This window comes from Williamsia sp., from assembly GCF_016462415.1.
Classification (GTDB): domain Bacteria; phylum Actinomycetota; class Actinomycetes; order Mycobacteriales; family Mycobacteriaceae; genus Williamsia_A.
Genome location: NZ_JAEMTF010000026.1, coordinates 1 through 14,969 on the forward strand (window position 1 = coordinate 1; position 14,969 = coordinate 14,969).

Genomic DNA, 14,969 nt, shown 5'->3' on the forward strand with positions numbered 1-14,969 from the left:
TCGAATCCGTAGCAGTTCGTATCGCTCAGCGACACAAACTGCTACCGATGGTGGGTGGGACGCGCGGCGGCAGTCGCGACCTCGTGCACCCCGATCGCGGCGAGGACGATGAGCACAGCAAATGACAAGCGGAAGGTGATGCCGCCGATGCCGTTGACGGCGGCGGCCACCGCGAGGATCGCCACCGGTGACGCCGCGACGGTCAGTACGGCCACGATCGGTCGTCGGCGTGCGAACACGCTCTGCACGATCGCTGTGACGACGACAAGTGCTGCCGCACAAGCGGTCACGATCCCCGTCCACTCGACACCCCCGCGCAGTGCGTAGTCGATCTCGAGCGATGTGGAGTACGCCTTGGCACCGTCGAGCGGAACGTACGAGCCGTTGTAGGTGAACGTCCGTTCGTTGCCCAGGCTCAGCCACGGCACCTGGCCCGCGGCCAACGCAACAACCACGAAGACCCACCATGACGCACGACGAAGGCGACGTGCACCGGTCAGGATCTGATCGGCGTCCATGGCGACCACCATCGCACAGACCGGCCGCAGACCGCCCGCGGCATCGACCTGATCGAGGCTTGGCCTGAACGTCGGTTGCTCGCTACCGTCTGGCGCATGGCCATAAAACTCGAGAACGTCGGTATCGCGGTGGAGGACCTGGAAGCGACGATCGCCTTCTTCACCGACCTCGGTCTCACCGTCCTGGGTCGCGACACCGTCAGCGGGGAGTGGACCGACACCGCCGTCGGCCTCGACGGCAACCACGCGAAGATCGCGATGCTGCAGACGCCCGACGGCAACGGTCGTCTCGAGCTGTTCGAGTACATCCACCCCGAGGCGATCCCGACCACCCCGACCGTGCCGAACGAGATCGGGATGCACCGCGTCGCCTTCTCCGTCGACGACATCGACGAGGCCCTCGCCATCGCCGCACGACACGGGTGCCATCCGCTGCGTGGCGTCGCGACCTACGAGGACATCTACAAGCTCAGCTATATCCGCGGGCCGAGTGGCATCATCGTCATGCTCGCCGAGGAGTTGAGGAAGAGCTGACGGGTGACCCGCCCCATCGAGAACCGGAGACCCAGGATGACTTCGGCATCGCGGTTCTCGACGTCGTCGACCGCATCCCGAGTGGTCGGGTGATGACTTACGGCGACATCGCCGAGTACCTGCAGCGCGGCGGACCGCGCGGCGTCGGCGGTGTGATGGCGCGCGACGGCCAAGCGGTCACCTGGTGGCGAGTCGTGCGCGCCACCGGAACCCTGCCCGCCCATCTGATGATCGAGGCGCAGACGCAGTGGCACAGCGAGAACACACCGTTGCGCCGCGGGATCGTCGACATCGAACGCGCGCGCTGGTGGCCCGACGAGACCGCCGGGGGACTCGCGTGACCGCGCCCTCGATGAGCCGGTCGTCATCGCTGACGGCCGGGGCGTTCGTCCTCCTGACGAGCCTGTATTTCGCGCAGGGACTGCCGTTCGGCTTCTTCACACAGGCGCTGCCGGTGGTGCTCCGCCGCTCCGGGTATTCGCTGGTGACGATCAGCGCCACCGGCATCCTCTTCGCCCCCTGGGCGCTCAAGTTCCTCTGGGCGCCGTACGTCGACCGCTACGGGTCGCGGCGCCGATGGCTGTTGACGCTCCAAAGCGCTTCCGCTGCAGTCGCTCTGATCCTCGCCTGCCTGGACCTGTCGACGACCCTGACCTGGCTGTTCGTCGGCATCGCGGTGGTCAACCTCATCTCCGCGACCCAGGACGTCGTCACCGACGGGCTCGCCGTCCGCCTGCTCGGACCGCGCGACCGCGGCGTCGGTAACGCGATTCAGGTGGGCGCGTATCGCATCGGGATGATCGTCGGCGGCGGGTTGCTGCTGTGGTTGTTCTCGCTCGCCGGGTGGCGTCTGTTGTTCGTCGCGATGGCGCTTCTACTGATCGCGTCGACGATCCCGGTGTGGTTCCTGCGTGCCCAGACCGATGCTGCTGATCAGGTCTCGTCCGCAGCCGACCGACCGTCGGCGGCTCGGTTGGCCACCGGCTGGTTCACGCGGCTACGCCGACCGGGGATGATCGCGTTCATCCTGCTCGTCGCCGGGTACAAGTTCGGGAACTCGATGGGGTCGGCGTTGGTGGGCCCGTTCCTCTCCGACGTCGGGCTCTCGCTGCCGCAGATCGCGCTCATCGAAGGCGGGTTGTCCTCGGTGTCGGCGTTGGTCGGCGCGGGACTCGGCGGTTGGTACGCCTACCGGTTCGGGCGTCGCCACGCGCTGTTGCTCGCCGGCATCACCCAGACCGCCGCGCTCGCGCTGTACGTCGCGGCCTCCCTCGACATCGGAGGCCTGGGTCTCATCGTCACGGCAAGCATCGCCGAGCACGTCTTCGGGGGCGCGGCCACCGTGGTGGTGTTCGCGCTGATGATGGACGCGTCCGATCGTGATCACGCGGGAACCGACTACACGCTGATCGCGTGCGCGGTCGTCTTCTCGCAGGGCATCGCCGGATTCACGGCAGGCGTGGTCGGTGACCTGTTCGGCTACCCCGCGATGTTCGGCAGTGGATTGGTGCTCTCCGGCCTCGGGTGCGCGGTGATGCTCACGGCACTGTCGCGGGGCGTCGGCCCGAAAGGGTTGCGCGCGGTGGTGTCGCCGCCGGGCATCATGAGGTCATGACCGTCGAACTCGCCCCTGATGTCTCCCGTCATCTGACGCGTCGACTGACGCTGTGGGGTGGAGTGTCGGTCGTCGGTGGCGGGCTTCTGGCTCTGCGCGGACGGAGTGCGGGGAGCCGCGCTTTCGGACTTCAGAATGCGATGTGGGGCGCGATCGATGTGGTCATCGCCGGGGTGTCCACGCTGCAGTCGACCCCGCCCACCACACCGAAACTCCGTCGGCTCCTGCTGATCAACACCGGCCTCGATGTCGCCTACGTGGCCGGCGGAGCTCATCTGATCGTCCGCACCCCGAGTTTCCGCGGTCGGATCACCGCCGAGCAGGCGCGCGGGCACGGCGCCGCGGTCGTCGTTCAGGGGGCTGCGCTGTTCGTTCTCGACCTCACCCACGCTCGCCAGTTGCATCCGTGGCCGTAGTCCCCGCTCAGCGGGTCATCTGGCTACGCCTGGTCTATCCCGGTGGCGTCCACGACCGCCTGCCACAACGCCTCCCGCGCGTCGGGTGAATCCCGGCGCCAGGACGGGTAGTGGGTCGGTCGGGTGGCACGGTCGTGCCAGAACTTACCGGTGCTCGTGGTCGCCTGGGGAGAGGCCGCCAACCACACGATGGTGTCGGCACCGGCTTGCGCGGTGCGCAGGATCGGCTTCATGACGGCACCGAACGCCGGGATCGAGTCGGTCACGCCGGGAGTCGCCGCCCACCCCGGGTGCATGCTGTGCACGACGGCGTCCTCGGGACCCGCGAACCGTTGCGCCAGTTGCTCGGTGACCACCACCTGCATGCGTTTGGTTCGCGCGTAGGCGGTGAGTCCGGAGTAGGTGCCCTCGGTGAACTCGAAGTCCGTGGTCTGCAACGGCACGGGGTACATCCCGCCGCTGGAGACGAACACGACCCGCGAGTCCGCGTCGAACAGTGGCCGCAGCCCCACGGTCAACGCGACCGGACCCAGCACGTGGGTGGCGAAGGCCGACTCGTGTCCCTGCGCGGAGAGCGTCCGCTCCGGCGGCATCACCCCGGCACTGTGGATCACGGCGTGCACACGCGGCAGGTCCGCGGTCAGCGCGGTCACCAGCCGCGAGACCGCGTCGAGATCGCTGATGTCGTACTCGTGGATCACCACATCGGCGTCGGGGACGTGGCCTCGCACCGTCCGCGCCGACGACTCGAGTCGCTCGGCGGTCCGGCCGACGAGGTGGACGCGTGCGCCGAGTCGCGCGAGCTCGGTGGCGGCGGCCGCACCCAGACCGGAACTGCCGCCGGTGACGACGATGTCGACGCCGGTGTCGAACGGTTCCGGGTCGGGTGCCCAGAAGCGACTGCGCACCGATGATCCGATGCGTGAATAACCGGGGATGACCGTGCGATCGAGCAGGACATCGACGGCGGTGGTGAGCGGGTTCATGTGTGTGGGCCTCCGCGGTCAGCGTATCGACCGCGTCGTGTCGGGCTGCAGCTCGTGGAGGTGCACGTCACCCAGGACGCCGTCGGTGACGGTGGTGGTCATGTAGGTGCAGTGCGGCTGACGTCGACGATCGGTGGGGGAGCCGGGGTTGAGCAGACGCAGGCCGGTGTCGGTGGTGGTGTCCCACGGGATGTGGCTGTGGCCGAACACGAGAACGTCGGTGTCGGGGTAGGTCAGCGACATCCGCTTGTCGCGGCCCGTCGAGGCGCCGGTCTCGTGGACGACCGTGATGCGCAGACCGTCGATGGTCACGTCGGCGCGCTCGGGCATCCGCCCCCGCAGTTCCGGCCCGTCGTTGTTCCCCCAACACGCGATGAGCCGCGCCGACCGTGCGTCGAGCAGCTCGAACGTGGCGAGATCGACCCAGTCGCCGGCGTGGATCACCACATCTGCAGCATCGACGGCAGCCAGAAGCTCCTCGGGTAGTACCTTCGCGCGTTTCGGCAGATGGGTGTCCGACATGAGGAGCACAGACAGCGAGCTGGGCGGGGTCATGACCGCCACGCTAATGCTGCTGCGGCGGATCCAGGCCGACGGCCGGTCGTGGTCTCACGCCGCGTCGTCCGACCGGTGAATCAGGCTACGCAAGAACACGTCTGACGCAGGCTGATGCGATGGCAATGTGTGCGTTCGTGAACGACTGGACATTCATACGAACGGGACACTGCTCAGTAGTGAGTTAAACCAACGTTCCCTGATATTGAACTGTCACTTAACTGTGATCATTAGTGTCCGTTTCGACGGCACCAGCGAGGTGCCCTGAGTAACGGAGCAGGAATGAAGATTCGTAATCGGATGATCGCGCTCACGGCGGCCGTCATGGCGACCGCTGCCCTGGGAACGGTGTCCGCCACCCAGGCGAACGCAGCGTTGGACCCGTCCAACAGCCTCGGTATCAACTTCGACGCTGACACCACGACTGTGATCGCGAAGACCCAGCAGCCGGTCGTGTTCCCCCAGACCAAACTGGTGACCCGCACCGACCTGACCAACCTGGAGGGAACCCTCAACCTCCCGCAGGCCGCGGCCAAGCTCAAGCTCGGTCCGCTCACGCTGGCCAACTTCAAGATCTCGGTCATCAACGCGTCGCAGGTGACCGGCACGATCAAGCAGGGTGGCACCGAAACCGCGCCGGCCCTCGACCTGGACGTGTCGCAGACCTTCCAGATCCGTCTCGACTCGGTGCAGCCGCTCAACATCAGCAGCGGTTCGGCCAGCCTGAACCTGGTTCCGGCCAACGGAAGCTGTGTCACCGCGCCCACCACGGCCAAGCTGACCGGTTCGCTCGATGCCACCAAGCTGCTCGGCGGCGACGTGCCGCAGGCCGACGCCCACATCAAGGGCAGCTACACGATCCCGCCGTTCCAGAACTGCGGACCGTTCGCCGGCGTGCTCAACGCGATCATCGCGGGTCCGGGCAACACCCTCGACGTGCACGTGACCAACCCCGAGTTCGTGATCGGCGACCAGGCCGCAGCGCGCGCGAAGTTCGTCAACTGATCACAGACGTTCGCGTCTGAAACACCGCAGCGGCGGGTGGGTCCCATGGACCCGCCCGCCGTTGTCGTGTGCGTCAGTCGAGTACGAGCCACTGCGAACGTGACAGCGTTCCAACCGATCAGCCCGGGAACGGCCCGGCACGTCCGAACAGCGCAGGGACCGGCGAGTCCAGCTGCGCACCGATCCATGTCGCCGCGTCGGCGATGGCCCCGCCGTCGATGCCGGTGTCGACACCGGATCGCTGCAGCGCATAGTTGAGGTCCTCGGTCGCGATGTTGCCGGTTGCGTTGGGGGCGAACGGACATCCACCGAACCCGCCGATGCTGGCGTCGAGGGCGCAGTCGCCGAGATCGAAGGCGGTCAGCGCGTTGGCGTAACCGGTGTTGCGGGTGTTGTGGAAATGCCACCGCAGCGCTACGTCCGGCGCGACGCGTCGCGCACCGGCGTGCAGAGCGCGAACCTGTGCCGGCACACCCACCCCGATGGTGTCGGCGATGGCGATCTCGTCGGGGCCCGACTCCGCGACCCGCGCCATCAGATCGATGACGCGCTCGGCGGGCATCTCGCCACTGAACGGGCACCCGAACGAGACCGCGAAGGTGACCGTGGTGAACATGCCCGCGGCTCGGGACTCGGCGGCGATCCGCTTCCACCGCGCCAGGCCCTCCTCGACGTCGCAGCCCTGGTTGCGCTGACTGAACTCGTCGGAACAGACGACGACCACGTTCACCTCGTCGACGCCCGCGGCCAGAGCGCGTTCGAGTCCACGCTCGTTGAGCACCAACCCGATGTAGTCCACGTCGTCCCGCCGGGGGAGCGCCGCCATGACCTCTTCGGCGCCGGCCATCTGGGGCACACGCTTCGGGTTGACGAAGCTGACGGCCTCGATGCGTCGCATGCCGGCGTCGACGGCGCGGGTGATGAAGTCGACCTTGGTTTCCACCGACAGGGCGGTGCGTTCGTTCTGCAGGCCGTCGCGCGGCCCGACTTCCACCACATGAGTTCCGGCGTAGGTCGTGTTCGTCATCCACCCATCATCACCCCACCAGGTATTGCATACAAGGTTGTGTTGATTCGCGGTTAAATCTGCGGTTTATCAAGACAGAACTCGAACTCCCGCTTACCTTGCATACAAACAAGCGAAACGGGGTCGCAGTGGAACGTGCAGTCGACCGGGTGTACTCCCACATCCGGGCCGCCATTCTCGACGGCCGGTTCGCGCCTGGGGCGCGGCTGGGTGAGGCGGAGCTGGCCGAGGTCACGCAGGCCTCCCGCACCCCGGTGCGAGAGGCGTTGCGCCAGCTGGAGGTCGAGGGCCTCGTCGAGGTGTTGCCGCATCGCGGCGCCCGCGTCTATCAGTTCACCTCCGATGACCTCGAGGAGATCTACGACCTCCGCATGACGTTGGAGGCGTTGGCGGCCGGGCGCGCGGCGTCGCGGATCAGCGATGGGCAGCTCGATCAGATGGCCGAACTGTGCGACCGCATGGAGGCGGCCGCGCTCGACGACGACCTCGAACTCGTCGCCACGGCCAACATGGAGTTCCACGCCATCGTCCGCACCGCCTCGGCGAGCACCCGGCTCACCTCGATGCTCAGCGCGGTGATCCAGCTGCCACTGATGATGCGGACCTTCCACCGGTACGCGCCCGAGGATCTGCACCGCAGTGCCGGACACCATCGTGAACTGATTGCCGCGCTGCGTGCGCGGGACGAGGTGTGGGCGGATGCCGTGATGCGGTCGCACGTCCGAGCGGCCAAGGCCGTGCTGCTCGCCTCGGTTCGCGCCGACGAGGAGCTGGCGACGACGGCCCAACCGGCAGAAACACCGGCCCAACCCGGGCACACAACCGCCCACCACGCGCACACGACGGCCCAACCGGCTCAGAGCGGAGTCTGATCATGACCACGGCACACGACACGGCACCTCCCACCGCGACCGGGCCGTTGGCCGACCTGCGGGTGGTGGAGATGGGTCAGCTGTTGGCCGGCCCGTTCTGTGGTCAACTCCTGGCCGACTTCGGTGCCGAGGTCATCAAGCTCGAGGCCCCGGGGGTCGGAGATCCCATGCGGCAGTGGGGGCGTGAGAAGCCCTACGGCAAGTCGCTGTGGTGGCCGGTGGTGGCCCGCAACAAGAAGTCGGTGACGTGTGACATGCGCACGCCGGAGGGCCAGGAACTCGCCCGCGACATCATCGGCCGCTCCGACATCGTCGTCGAGAACTTCCGTCCCGGCACCCTCGAGCGGTGGAACCTCGGCTTCGAGGAACTGCGCGCCGACAACCCCGGACTCATCATGGCGCGCGTCAGCGGCTACGGACAGACCGGTCCGTACTCCTCACGCGCCGGTTACGGGTCGATCGGTGAGGCGATGGGCGGGATCCGTTACGTCACCGGCGATCCCGACAATGCCCCGTCGCGGGCCGGGATCTCGCTCGGCGACTCGCTGGCGGCGGTGTTCGCCACCATCGGTGTGCTCACCGCTCTGCACAGCCGATCGGTCACCGGCCGCGGGCAGCTCGTCGACGCGGCCATCTACGAGTCGGTCCTCGCGATGATGGAGTCGATGCTGCCGGAGTGGGCGGTGGCCGGATATCAGCGCGAGCGGACGGGCTCGGTGCTGCCGAACGTCTCGCCCAGCAACGTCTATCCCACGCGGGGCGGCGAGATGATCCTGATCGCCGCCAATCAGGACACCGTGTTCGGTCGGCTCGCGACGGTCATGGGTCGCGAGGATCTGATCACCGCGCCGCGTTTCGCCGGCCATGCGGCCCGCGGGGAGAACATGGACGAACTCGACGGGATCATCGCCGCCTGGACGGCTGACCTCGACACCGACGAGCTGTTGGAGACCCTGCACGGCGGTGGCGTTCCCGCCGGTCGGATCTTCACCGCGCGTGACATGTTCGACGACCCGCACTTCGCCGCCCGCGACGCGATCGTGCGGCTGGCCCACCGCGACTTCGGCGAGTTCCCCACGCACAACGTCTTCCCCAAGCTCGGGGACACCCCCGGTGCGGTGCGGCATCTCGGTCCCGAACTCGGCGAACACAACGACGACATCTACCGGCACCTGCTCGAACTGTCCGACGACCGTCGCGCCGACCTCGCGCGCCGCAGCATCATCTGACCCCCACCGCCCACCGGCGTCGAAACAACTAGGAGACCCCATGCGATACCGACTCGGAGTGGACGTCGGCGGGACGTTCACCGATGTGCTGCTGCTCGAGGAGACCTCGGGCAGCACCTACCGCGCCAAGACCCCGTCGACACCCGCGGATCAATCCGTCGGCGTGCTCAACGGCGTCACCAAGGTGTGCACCGACGCGGGCATCGACCCCGAACAGATCGAGCAGGTGCTGCACGGGACCACCGTGGCGACCAACGCGATCTTGCAGGGACGCGGTGCTCGGGTGGGTCTGGTGACAACCGACGGGTTCCGTCAGGTCCTGCAGATCGCGCGGTCGTTCGTCCCGGGCGGGCTCGCCGGGTGGATCATCTGGCCGAAGCCCGAGCCACTGGCCAAGCTCGAGCACACCGTTCAGGTGGTCGGCCGGATCGGCGCCGACGGCGGTGAGATCACCCCGCTCGACGAGGAGCAGACCCGCGGCGAGCTGCGCAAGCTCGCCGGTGCCGACGTCGAGGCGATCACGGTGTCGCTGATCAACTCGTATGCGAACAGCGACCACGAGGAGCAGGTCGGACGGTGGGTGGCCGAGGAGCTGCCCGACATCCCGATCTCGTTGTCGTCGCACGTCCTGCCGGAGATGCGCGAGTACGAGCGCACCCTGACCACGGTGGCCAACAGCTATGTGCAGCCCGAGGTCTCGCGATACGTCAAGAACCTCGACTCGTCGCTGAGGGAGAAGGGGATCACCGCGCCGCTGTCGATCCTGCGCAGCGACGGTGGTCTGGTACAGGCGAGCAAGGCCGCCGAGGACCCGGTGTCGCTGCTGTTGTCGGGACCGGCCGGCGGCGTGACCGGTGCGGTGTGGTTCGCCCAGCAGGCCGGATACAACGACTTCCTGACCTTCGACATGGGCGGGACGTCCACCGATGTCGCCCTCGTCCTCGACGGTCAACCCCGCATCGGCCGCGAGACCAAGGTGGGCGACCTCGCGGTCCGCGCGACCAGTGTCGACGTCCGAACCGTCGGCGCCGGTGGCGGTTCCATCGCGCATGTCCCCGAGCTGACCAAGGCCCTGCGCGTGGGTCCGCAGTCCGCAGGTGCCGATCCCGGTCCCGCGGCCTACGGCAACGGCGGCACGGAACCGACGGTCACCGACGCCAACGTCGTCTTGGGGTATCTGCCCAGCGACCTCGCCGGCGGCGAGGTGAAGCTCGATGTCGAGGCCGCCCGCACGGCGGTCGCGACGATCTCCGACGCGATGGGACTCGATTCCCCCGAGGCCGCGGCGTCGGGGGTGGTCGACATCGTCAACGAGAACATGTTCGGAGCGTTGCGGCTGGTGAGTGTCCAGCAGGGCTACGACCCCCGCGATTTCGCGCTGGTGTCGTTCGGCGGTGCCGGTCCGCTGCACGCGAACGCCCTCGGCCGGCTCACCGGCGCCTGGCCGGTGATCATCCCGCCCTCGCCCGGGGTGCTGTGCGCCTACGGCGACGCCACGACCTGTCTGCGTGCCGAGAGTGCCCGCACCCTGATCCGTGCCTTCGTCGATCTCACCAGCGACGAATTGCGTTCGGTCATCTCCGATCTCGCCGAGGTGGCCACCGAGCGCCTCGAGACCGAAGGCGTGCCGCGGGCCGAGCAGACCGCGACCTACCAGGTGGACCTGCGCTACCACGGCCAGGGATTCGAGATCCCCGTCGACCTCGACCCCGATGTGCTCACCGGGACCGGAGACCTGCTGGCGGAGTTGGGCACCGCCTTCGACACCGAGCACAAACGACTGTTCTCGTTCCTGCTCAAGAACGAGCGTGAGGTCATCAACCTGCGCGTCACCGTGAGCGGGCCGCGTCCCGAGGTCGCCTGGACCGAACTGGCCCAGGGGTCGGAGGATCCGTCAGCGGCACTGATCGAGGAGTCGCAGGTGTGGATGGACGGCGCGCACACGACCGCGGGCATCTACGACCGCGAGAAGTTGTTGGCGGGCAACGTCATCGTCGGACCGGCCATCGTCACCGAGATGGACTCCACGACGCTCGTCCTGTCCGGGCACGCCGCCACCGTCGACCCCAGCGGCAGCCTCATCATCCGACCGGTCTGACCCGACCTCACACCCCGAGACACCCTCCCTCCCAGCACAGGAGAACCACGATGGCCACCATCATCGAAACCGCCACCGACCCGGTCGCGAAGACCTCCGTCGACCCGGTCACCCTCGACATCATCGAGAACGCTCTGCGCAACGCCCGCTACGAGATGGACGAGGTGCTGTTCCGTACCGCGCTGTCGCCCGGTATCCGGGAACAGCACGACGAGTTCCCGCTCATCGCCGATCCGAGCGGCAAGATGGTCGTCGGCCAGTTCGGTCTGTCCGTCCCCGACTTCCTCGACAACTTCGACGGCACCGTCGGCGACGGCGACATCCTGCTCACCTCCGACCCCTACGCCTGCGGCGCTGCCATCAGCCACGCCAACGATTGGTTGATCGTCCTGCCCATCTTCCACAGCGGGCGGGTCGTCGGGTGGTCGTCGATGTTCGGCCACATGTCCGACGTGGGCGGCAAGACGCCGTCGTCGATGCCCGCCGACGCACGCACCATCTTCGAAGAGGGCGTGGTGATCCCGCCGTTCAAGCTCTACGACCAGGGCACGCTCAACGAGACCGCGCTCGACATCATCCTCAACCAGGTGCGCATGCCCGACTGGAACCGCGCCGACCTCAACGGTCTGGTCGCGGCATGCACCACGGCGTCGCGACGCATCGTCGAACTGTGTGACCGGTTTGGCGTCGAGGTGTACCTGTCGGCGCTCGACGCGCTGCTCGACCGCAACTACCAGGCCATGAAGGTGCTGCTCGCGACGCTGTTCGTCGACGGTGAGACCATCGAGTTCAGTGACTACATCTGCGATGACGGATGTGGTTACGGGCCTTATGAACTCACCATCAAGCTGACCCGTCACGGCGAGAAGATCCACCTCGACTTCTCCGAACACGCGCCGCAGGCCGTGGGGCCGATCAACTACTTCATCAACGAGAACCTCGTCCGGATGTTCTTCGGCATCTACGTGATCACCATCGCCGATCCGCAGATCCTGTGGAACGACGGGTTCTATCCGTTGATCGACGTGACCATCCCGGACAACTCGTTCTGGAAACCGGCCTATCCGGCCGCGCTCAACGGTCGCAATCACGGCATCGGCCGCGTGTTCGACCTGTTCGGTGGGCTGCTGGGGCAGAACAACCCGGAGATCCTCAACGCCGCCGGGTTCTCCTCGTCGCCGCACTTCATGTACTCCGGTCACTACGACGGCGGACCGCGCGACGGCGAGTGGTTCCAGCTCTACTCGATCGGGTTCGGCGGTATCCCCGGGCGTCCCATCGGCGACGGACCGGACGGTCATTCGCTGTGGCCGTCGTTCGTGAACATCCCGTGCGAGTACCTGGAGTCGTACTACCCGTTGCGGGTCGAGCGGTGGGAGACGTTGCCCGACACCGGCGGTGCCGGTGTGCACCGCGGCGGCAACGGTGTCGACGTCGCCTACCACTTCGAACAACCGGGCACGATCGCCATCCACGACGACCGCTGGCTCACCTACCCCTGGGGTGTCAACGGCGGCAAGCCCGGCGCGCGCGGTCGCAAGTGGATCGTGCGGAAGAACGGTGAGATCGACATCCTGCCCAGCAAGATCCACGACGCGCCGGTGTACCCGGGCGACGTGCTGCACTTCGTCACCTGGGGCGGCGGGGGATGGGGTGACCCGCTCACCCGCGACCCCGAACTGGTCGCCCTCGAGGTGCGACGCGGCTTGGTCACCGTCGAGGGTGCGACGGCCGGCTACGGGGTGGTCTGCGACGACCAGGGTGTCGTCGACACCGCGGCGACCGAGACCCGTCGTGCGGAGATCCGCTCAGGACGCGGCGAACTGCAGACCTTCGACATGGGCCCGTCGATCGCGGAGATCCTGGAACGCTGCGAGGAGGAGACGGGATTGCCGGCCCCGCGGCCGCCGGTGAGCGTGGCCCGGTCAGCGGCTCGATGAGCACCGAGTCGTCCGACCCGCTCGACGACTACCGCCGGTCCGGTTTCGCGGGATCGGTGGGATTCGGGCAGCGGCCCGCGGTACTGGCCATCGACCTCGCGCGCGCCTACGTCGACGACTCCTCGCCGCTGCGCGCGCCGGTCGAGTCGGCGGTGGCGGCGTCGGCCCGGTTGGTCGCCGCCGCGCGCGGGTTGTCGGTGCCGGTGGTCTTCACGAGGGTGAGCTACCGGGTGGACCCGGACAGCGGCGCGATCGTCGACGGTGGGTTGTTCGTCGCGAAGATCCCGTCGCTGCGGGTGTTCGCCGAGGGTTCGCCGTTGGCCGAGTTCGTCGACGACCCGCGGCCCCGTGGTGGCGAGGTGGTCATCACCAAGCAGTACGCGAGTGCGTTCAGCGGAACGTCGCTGGCCGCGACGCTGTCGTCCCGGGGGATCGACACCGTGGTCATCTGCGGTCTGTCGACCAGTGGATGCGTCCGTGCCTCCGCCACCGATGCGCTGCAACTCGGGTTCCGGCCGATCGTGGTCGCCGACGCCTGCGGGGACCGGACGCCGGCCATCCAGGAGGCGAACCTGACCGACCTGGCGGCCAAGTACGCCGACGTCGTCGACACCGACGAGGCCATCCGGCTGATGACGGGCTGAGCCGCGGAACCGGGTCGGTAACGTTTCGCGACCTCGTGACGACTCCGGTGTGTAGGCACGTCGGGATCACGAGGGGCATTTTGTATGGGCTGGACCGTTGTTGACGAGAACCGATCACCGGCGACCGGATGGAGCGCTGCGGTGCTCCGTCCCGCGGTGGTACGGCCCGCGGCGATCATCATCGCGGTGAGCGTCGTCATCTTCGCGCTGACCGCGCTGCTGACGACGGACAACAAGGCTCAGGCGCTGACCGGCCACCCCGAGGTCCTGCGCCAGGGTTGTACCTGGGACTCGTCCGGTAACTACGTCCAGAACTGCAGGGTCTACTCGCAGTCGCAGGGCAAGTGGGTGATCGTGCAGATCCGCGCGTCCAGCGGCAGCACCCAGGGCGTCTACCTGCTCGACGGAATGCGTGCGCGTGAGGACCGTTCCGCGTGGACCACCGACGTGCAGGCCGCCAAGGTCTACGACGGCAAGTCCGACACCACGCTGGTGATGCCGGTGGGCGGCGCCTCGTCGTTCTACACCGACTGGAACGGCGGCGCGGGCGACAAGAACACCACCATCAAGCAGGAGACCTTCCTGACCTCCGAGCTGCCGGACTTCCTGCAGCAGAACTTCGGTGTCGCCAAGAGCGGCAACGCGATCGTCGGACTGTCGATGTCGGCCGGGCCCGCGGTGACGCTGGCCGAGAAGCACCCCGAGCAGTTCAAGGTCGTCCAGGCGATGTCGGGGTACTACCAGACCAACAACCCGCTCGGCGCGCTCGGCGTCTTCGCGACCCAGTCGCTGGTGTCGAACTACACCAACGGCATCGTCAACATGTGGGGCGCCCCCGGCAGCGCACAGTGGCAGCAGAACGACGCGTCGCAGAACCTGGCGAAGCTCAAGGAGAACGGTCAGGTCCTGATCATCTCCTCGGGCAACGCGTTCCTGACGCCGCAGGAGATGGCCAAGCTGGCCCCGCAGGATCAGATCAGCGCGATCCTCCTCGAGGCCCTGTCCGCGGTGTCCACCGTGCTGCTGCAACTGCAGGCGGCGCAGGCCGGCGTCTCGGTCGTCACCATCCCGAACTACGGCGGACACACCTGGGAGAACTGGGGGCGCGGGCTCGCCGCGGGTAAGCAGAACCTGCTCGACGCGATGAAGGCGACGCCGCCGGTCACGCAGAAGACCGTGGTGCTGGCCGCGAACAGGATCGGCACGACCGAGTCGTCGTCGATCGCGTCACCGACGCCCACGTCATCGTCCGAGTCCGGCGCGCCCTCGAGCTCGGCCGCATCGAGTTCCACACCGTCGAGTTCGAGTTCGTCGGCCCCGAGTTCGTCGGCATCCACGTCCTCGACGCCGGACGCGAGCACCGATGTCTCCGCCTCGACCACAGCTCCGTCGGCGCCGTCCTCCTCGGTCGCCCCGAGCGCGGCCGCGGTGCCCGACACCGCCGGCAGCAGCTCGACGGTCCCGTGCTCGACGACCCCAGCGGTGCCGGGATCGACGGCCGTCGCGACCTGTGTGCCGGTTCCCTGATCG

At 67.7% G+C, this 14,969-nt stretch carries 15 protein-coding genes; 11 read left to right on the plus strand and 4 right to left on the minus strand.

What is annotated here, in order from left to right:
• Positions 1-41: 41 nt before the first annotated feature.
• Complete coding sequence (locus JHC79_RS08835; RefSeq protein ID WP_296389790.1) at positions 42-518, minus strand: hypothetical protein; 477 nt, start codon at positions 516-518, stop codon at positions 42-44.
• A gap of 96 nt (positions 519-614) precedes the next feature.
• Here JHC79_RS08835 and JHC79_RS08840 point away from each other — a divergent pair, with 96 nt between their 5' ends.
• The 4 genes from JHC79_RS08840 to JHC79_RS08855 are packed head-to-tail and all read left to right on the plus strand — an operon-like array spanning position 615 to position 3,083.
• On the plus strand, positions 615-1,052 hold the full coding sequence (locus JHC79_RS08840; RefSeq protein WP_296389791.1) for a VOC family protein: 438 nt from the start codon (positions 615-617) through the stop codon (positions 1,050-1,052).
• 47 nt (positions 1,053-1,099) lie between these two features.
• A complete protein-coding gene (locus JHC79_RS08845) occupies positions 1,100-1,393 on the plus strand; it encodes an MGMT family protein (RefSeq protein ID WP_296389833.1) in 294 nt (97 codons plus the stop codon).
• A gap of 11 nt (positions 1,394-1,404) precedes the next feature.
• Positions 1,405-2,667: an MFS transporter gene (locus JHC79_RS08850; RefSeq protein WP_296389834.1), complete on the plus strand. Its 1,263-nt coding sequence runs from the start codon at positions 1,405-1,407 to the stop codon at positions 2,665-2,667.
• Positions 2,664-3,083: a hypothetical protein gene (locus JHC79_RS08855; RefSeq protein WP_296389792.1), complete on the plus strand. Its 420-nt coding sequence runs from the start codon at positions 2,664-2,666 to the stop codon at positions 3,081-3,083. Before JHC79_RS08850 ends, JHC79_RS08855 begins: the two co-directional genes overlap by 4 nt.
• 23 nt (positions 3,084-3,106) lie before the next feature.
• On the opposite strand, the gene JHC79_RS08860 is transcribed toward JHC79_RS08855, so the two are convergent.
• Positions 3,107-4,069 (minus strand): SDR family NAD(P)-dependent oxidoreductase, encoded by a 963-nt coding sequence (locus JHC79_RS08860; RefSeq protein WP_296389793.1) that lies wholly within the window; start codon positions 4,067-4,069, stop codon positions 3,107-3,109.
• Positions 4,070-4,087: 18 nt separating this feature from the next.
• On the minus strand, positions 4,088-4,606 hold the full coding sequence (locus tag JHC79_RS08865; protein ID WP_296389835.1) for a metallophosphoesterase: 519 nt from the start codon (positions 4,604-4,606) through the stop codon (positions 4,088-4,090).
• Positions 4,607-4,906: 300 nt separating this feature from the next.
• Between JHC79_RS08865 and JHC79_RS08870 the strand changes: the two genes are divergently transcribed.
• Positions 4,907-5,629, plus strand: a complete 723-nt coding sequence (locus JHC79_RS08870; protein ID WP_296389794.1) for a hypothetical protein — start codon at positions 4,907-4,909, stop codon at positions 5,627-5,629.
• A gap of 118 nt (positions 5,630-5,747) precedes the next feature.
• On the opposite strand, the gene JHC79_RS08875 is transcribed toward JHC79_RS08870, so the two are convergent.
• Complete coding sequence (locus tag JHC79_RS08875; protein ID WP_296389795.1) at positions 5,748-6,656, minus strand: hydroxymethylglutaryl-CoA lyase; 909 nt, start codon at positions 6,654-6,656, stop codon at positions 5,748-5,750.
• Positions 6,657-6,784: 128 nt separating this feature from the next.
• On the opposite strand from JHC79_RS08875, the gene JHC79_RS08880 reads away from it, so the two are divergent.
• The 6 genes from JHC79_RS08880 to JHC79_RS08905 all read left to right on the plus strand — a co-directional run bounded on the left by JHC79_RS08880 (position 6,785) and on the right by JHC79_RS08905 (position 14,966).
• Positions 6,785-7,528, plus strand: coding sequence for a GntR family transcriptional regulator (locus JHC79_RS08880; protein WP_296389796.1), 744 nt, complete (start codon positions 6,785-6,787; stop codon positions 7,526-7,528).
• Positions 7,529-7,530: 2 nt separating this feature from the next.
• Positions 7,531-8,757, plus strand: coding sequence for a CoA transferase (locus JHC79_RS08885; protein ID WP_296389797.1), 1,227 nt, complete (start codon positions 7,531-7,533; stop codon positions 8,755-8,757).
• Positions 8,758-8,797: 40 nt separating this feature from the next.
• Positions 8,798-10,855, plus strand: coding sequence for a hydantoinase/oxoprolinase family protein (locus tag JHC79_RS08890; protein ID WP_296389798.1), 2,058 nt, complete (start codon positions 8,798-8,800; stop codon positions 10,853-10,855).
• A gap of 50 nt (positions 10,856-10,905) precedes the next feature.
• Entirely contained in the window at positions 10,906-12,795 is a 1,890-nt protein-coding gene (locus JHC79_RS08895; RefSeq protein ID WP_296389799.1) for a hydantoinase B/oxoprolinase family protein, read from the plus strand.
• Positions 12,792-13,439 (plus strand): isochorismatase family protein, encoded by a 648-nt coding sequence (locus JHC79_RS08900; RefSeq protein WP_296389800.1) that lies wholly within the window; start codon positions 12,792-12,794, stop codon positions 13,437-13,439. The genes JHC79_RS08895 and JHC79_RS08900 overlap by 4 nt, the downstream gene beginning before the upstream one ends.
• A gap of 141 nt (positions 13,440-13,580) precedes the next feature.
• Positions 13,581-14,966 carry an alpha/beta hydrolase family protein gene (locus JHC79_RS08905; RefSeq protein ID WP_296389801.1) on the plus strand — a complete coding sequence of 462 codons (1,386 nt, stop codon included), beginning with the start codon at positions 13,581-13,583 and terminating at the stop codon, positions 14,964-14,966.
• The last annotated feature ends 3 nt before the right edge of the window (positions 14,967-14,969 follow it).

Bases quoted from the DNA above. Each gene is read 5' to 3' on its own strand.
- JHC79_RS08835 (WP_296389790.1), bottom strand. From the start codon at position 518: ATGGACGCCGATCAGATCCTGACCGGTGCACGTCGCCTTCGTCGTGCG.
- JHC79_RS08840 (WP_296389791.1), top strand. From the start codon at position 615: ATGGCCATAAAACTCGAGAACGTCGGTATCGCGGTGGAGGACCTGGAA.
- JHC79_RS08850 (WP_296389834.1), top strand. From the start codon at position 1,405: ATGAGCCGGTCGTCATCGCTGACGGCCGGGGCGTTCGTCCTCCTGACG.
- JHC79_RS08855 (WP_296389792.1), top strand. From the start codon at position 2,664: ATGACCGTCGAACTCGCCCCTGATGTCTCCCGTCATCTGACGCGTCGA.
- JHC79_RS08860 (WP_296389793.1), bottom strand. From the start codon at position 4,069: ATGAACCCGCTCACCACCGCCGTCGATGTCCTGCTCGATCGCACGGTC.
- JHC79_RS08870 (WP_296389794.1), top strand. From the start codon at position 4,907: ATGAAGATTCGTAATCGGATGATCGCGCTCACGGCGGCCGTCATGGCG.
- JHC79_RS08875 (WP_296389795.1), bottom strand. From the start codon at position 6,656: ATGACGAACACGACCTACGCCGGAACTCATGTGGTGGAAGTCGGGCCG.
- JHC79_RS08885 (WP_296389797.1), top strand. From the start codon at position 7,531: ATGACCACGGCACACGACACGGCACCTCCCACCGCGACCGGGCCGTTG.
- JHC79_RS08890 (WP_296389798.1), top strand. From the start codon at position 8,798: ATGCGATACCGACTCGGAGTGGACGTCGGCGGGACGTTCACCGATGTG.
- JHC79_RS08895 (WP_296389799.1), top strand. From the start codon at position 10,906: ATGGCCACCATCATCGAAACCGCCACCGACCCGGTCGCGAAGACCTCC.
- JHC79_RS08900 (WP_296389800.1), top strand. From the start codon at position 12,792: ATGAGCACCGAGTCGTCCGACCCGCTCGACGACTACCGCCGGTCCGGT.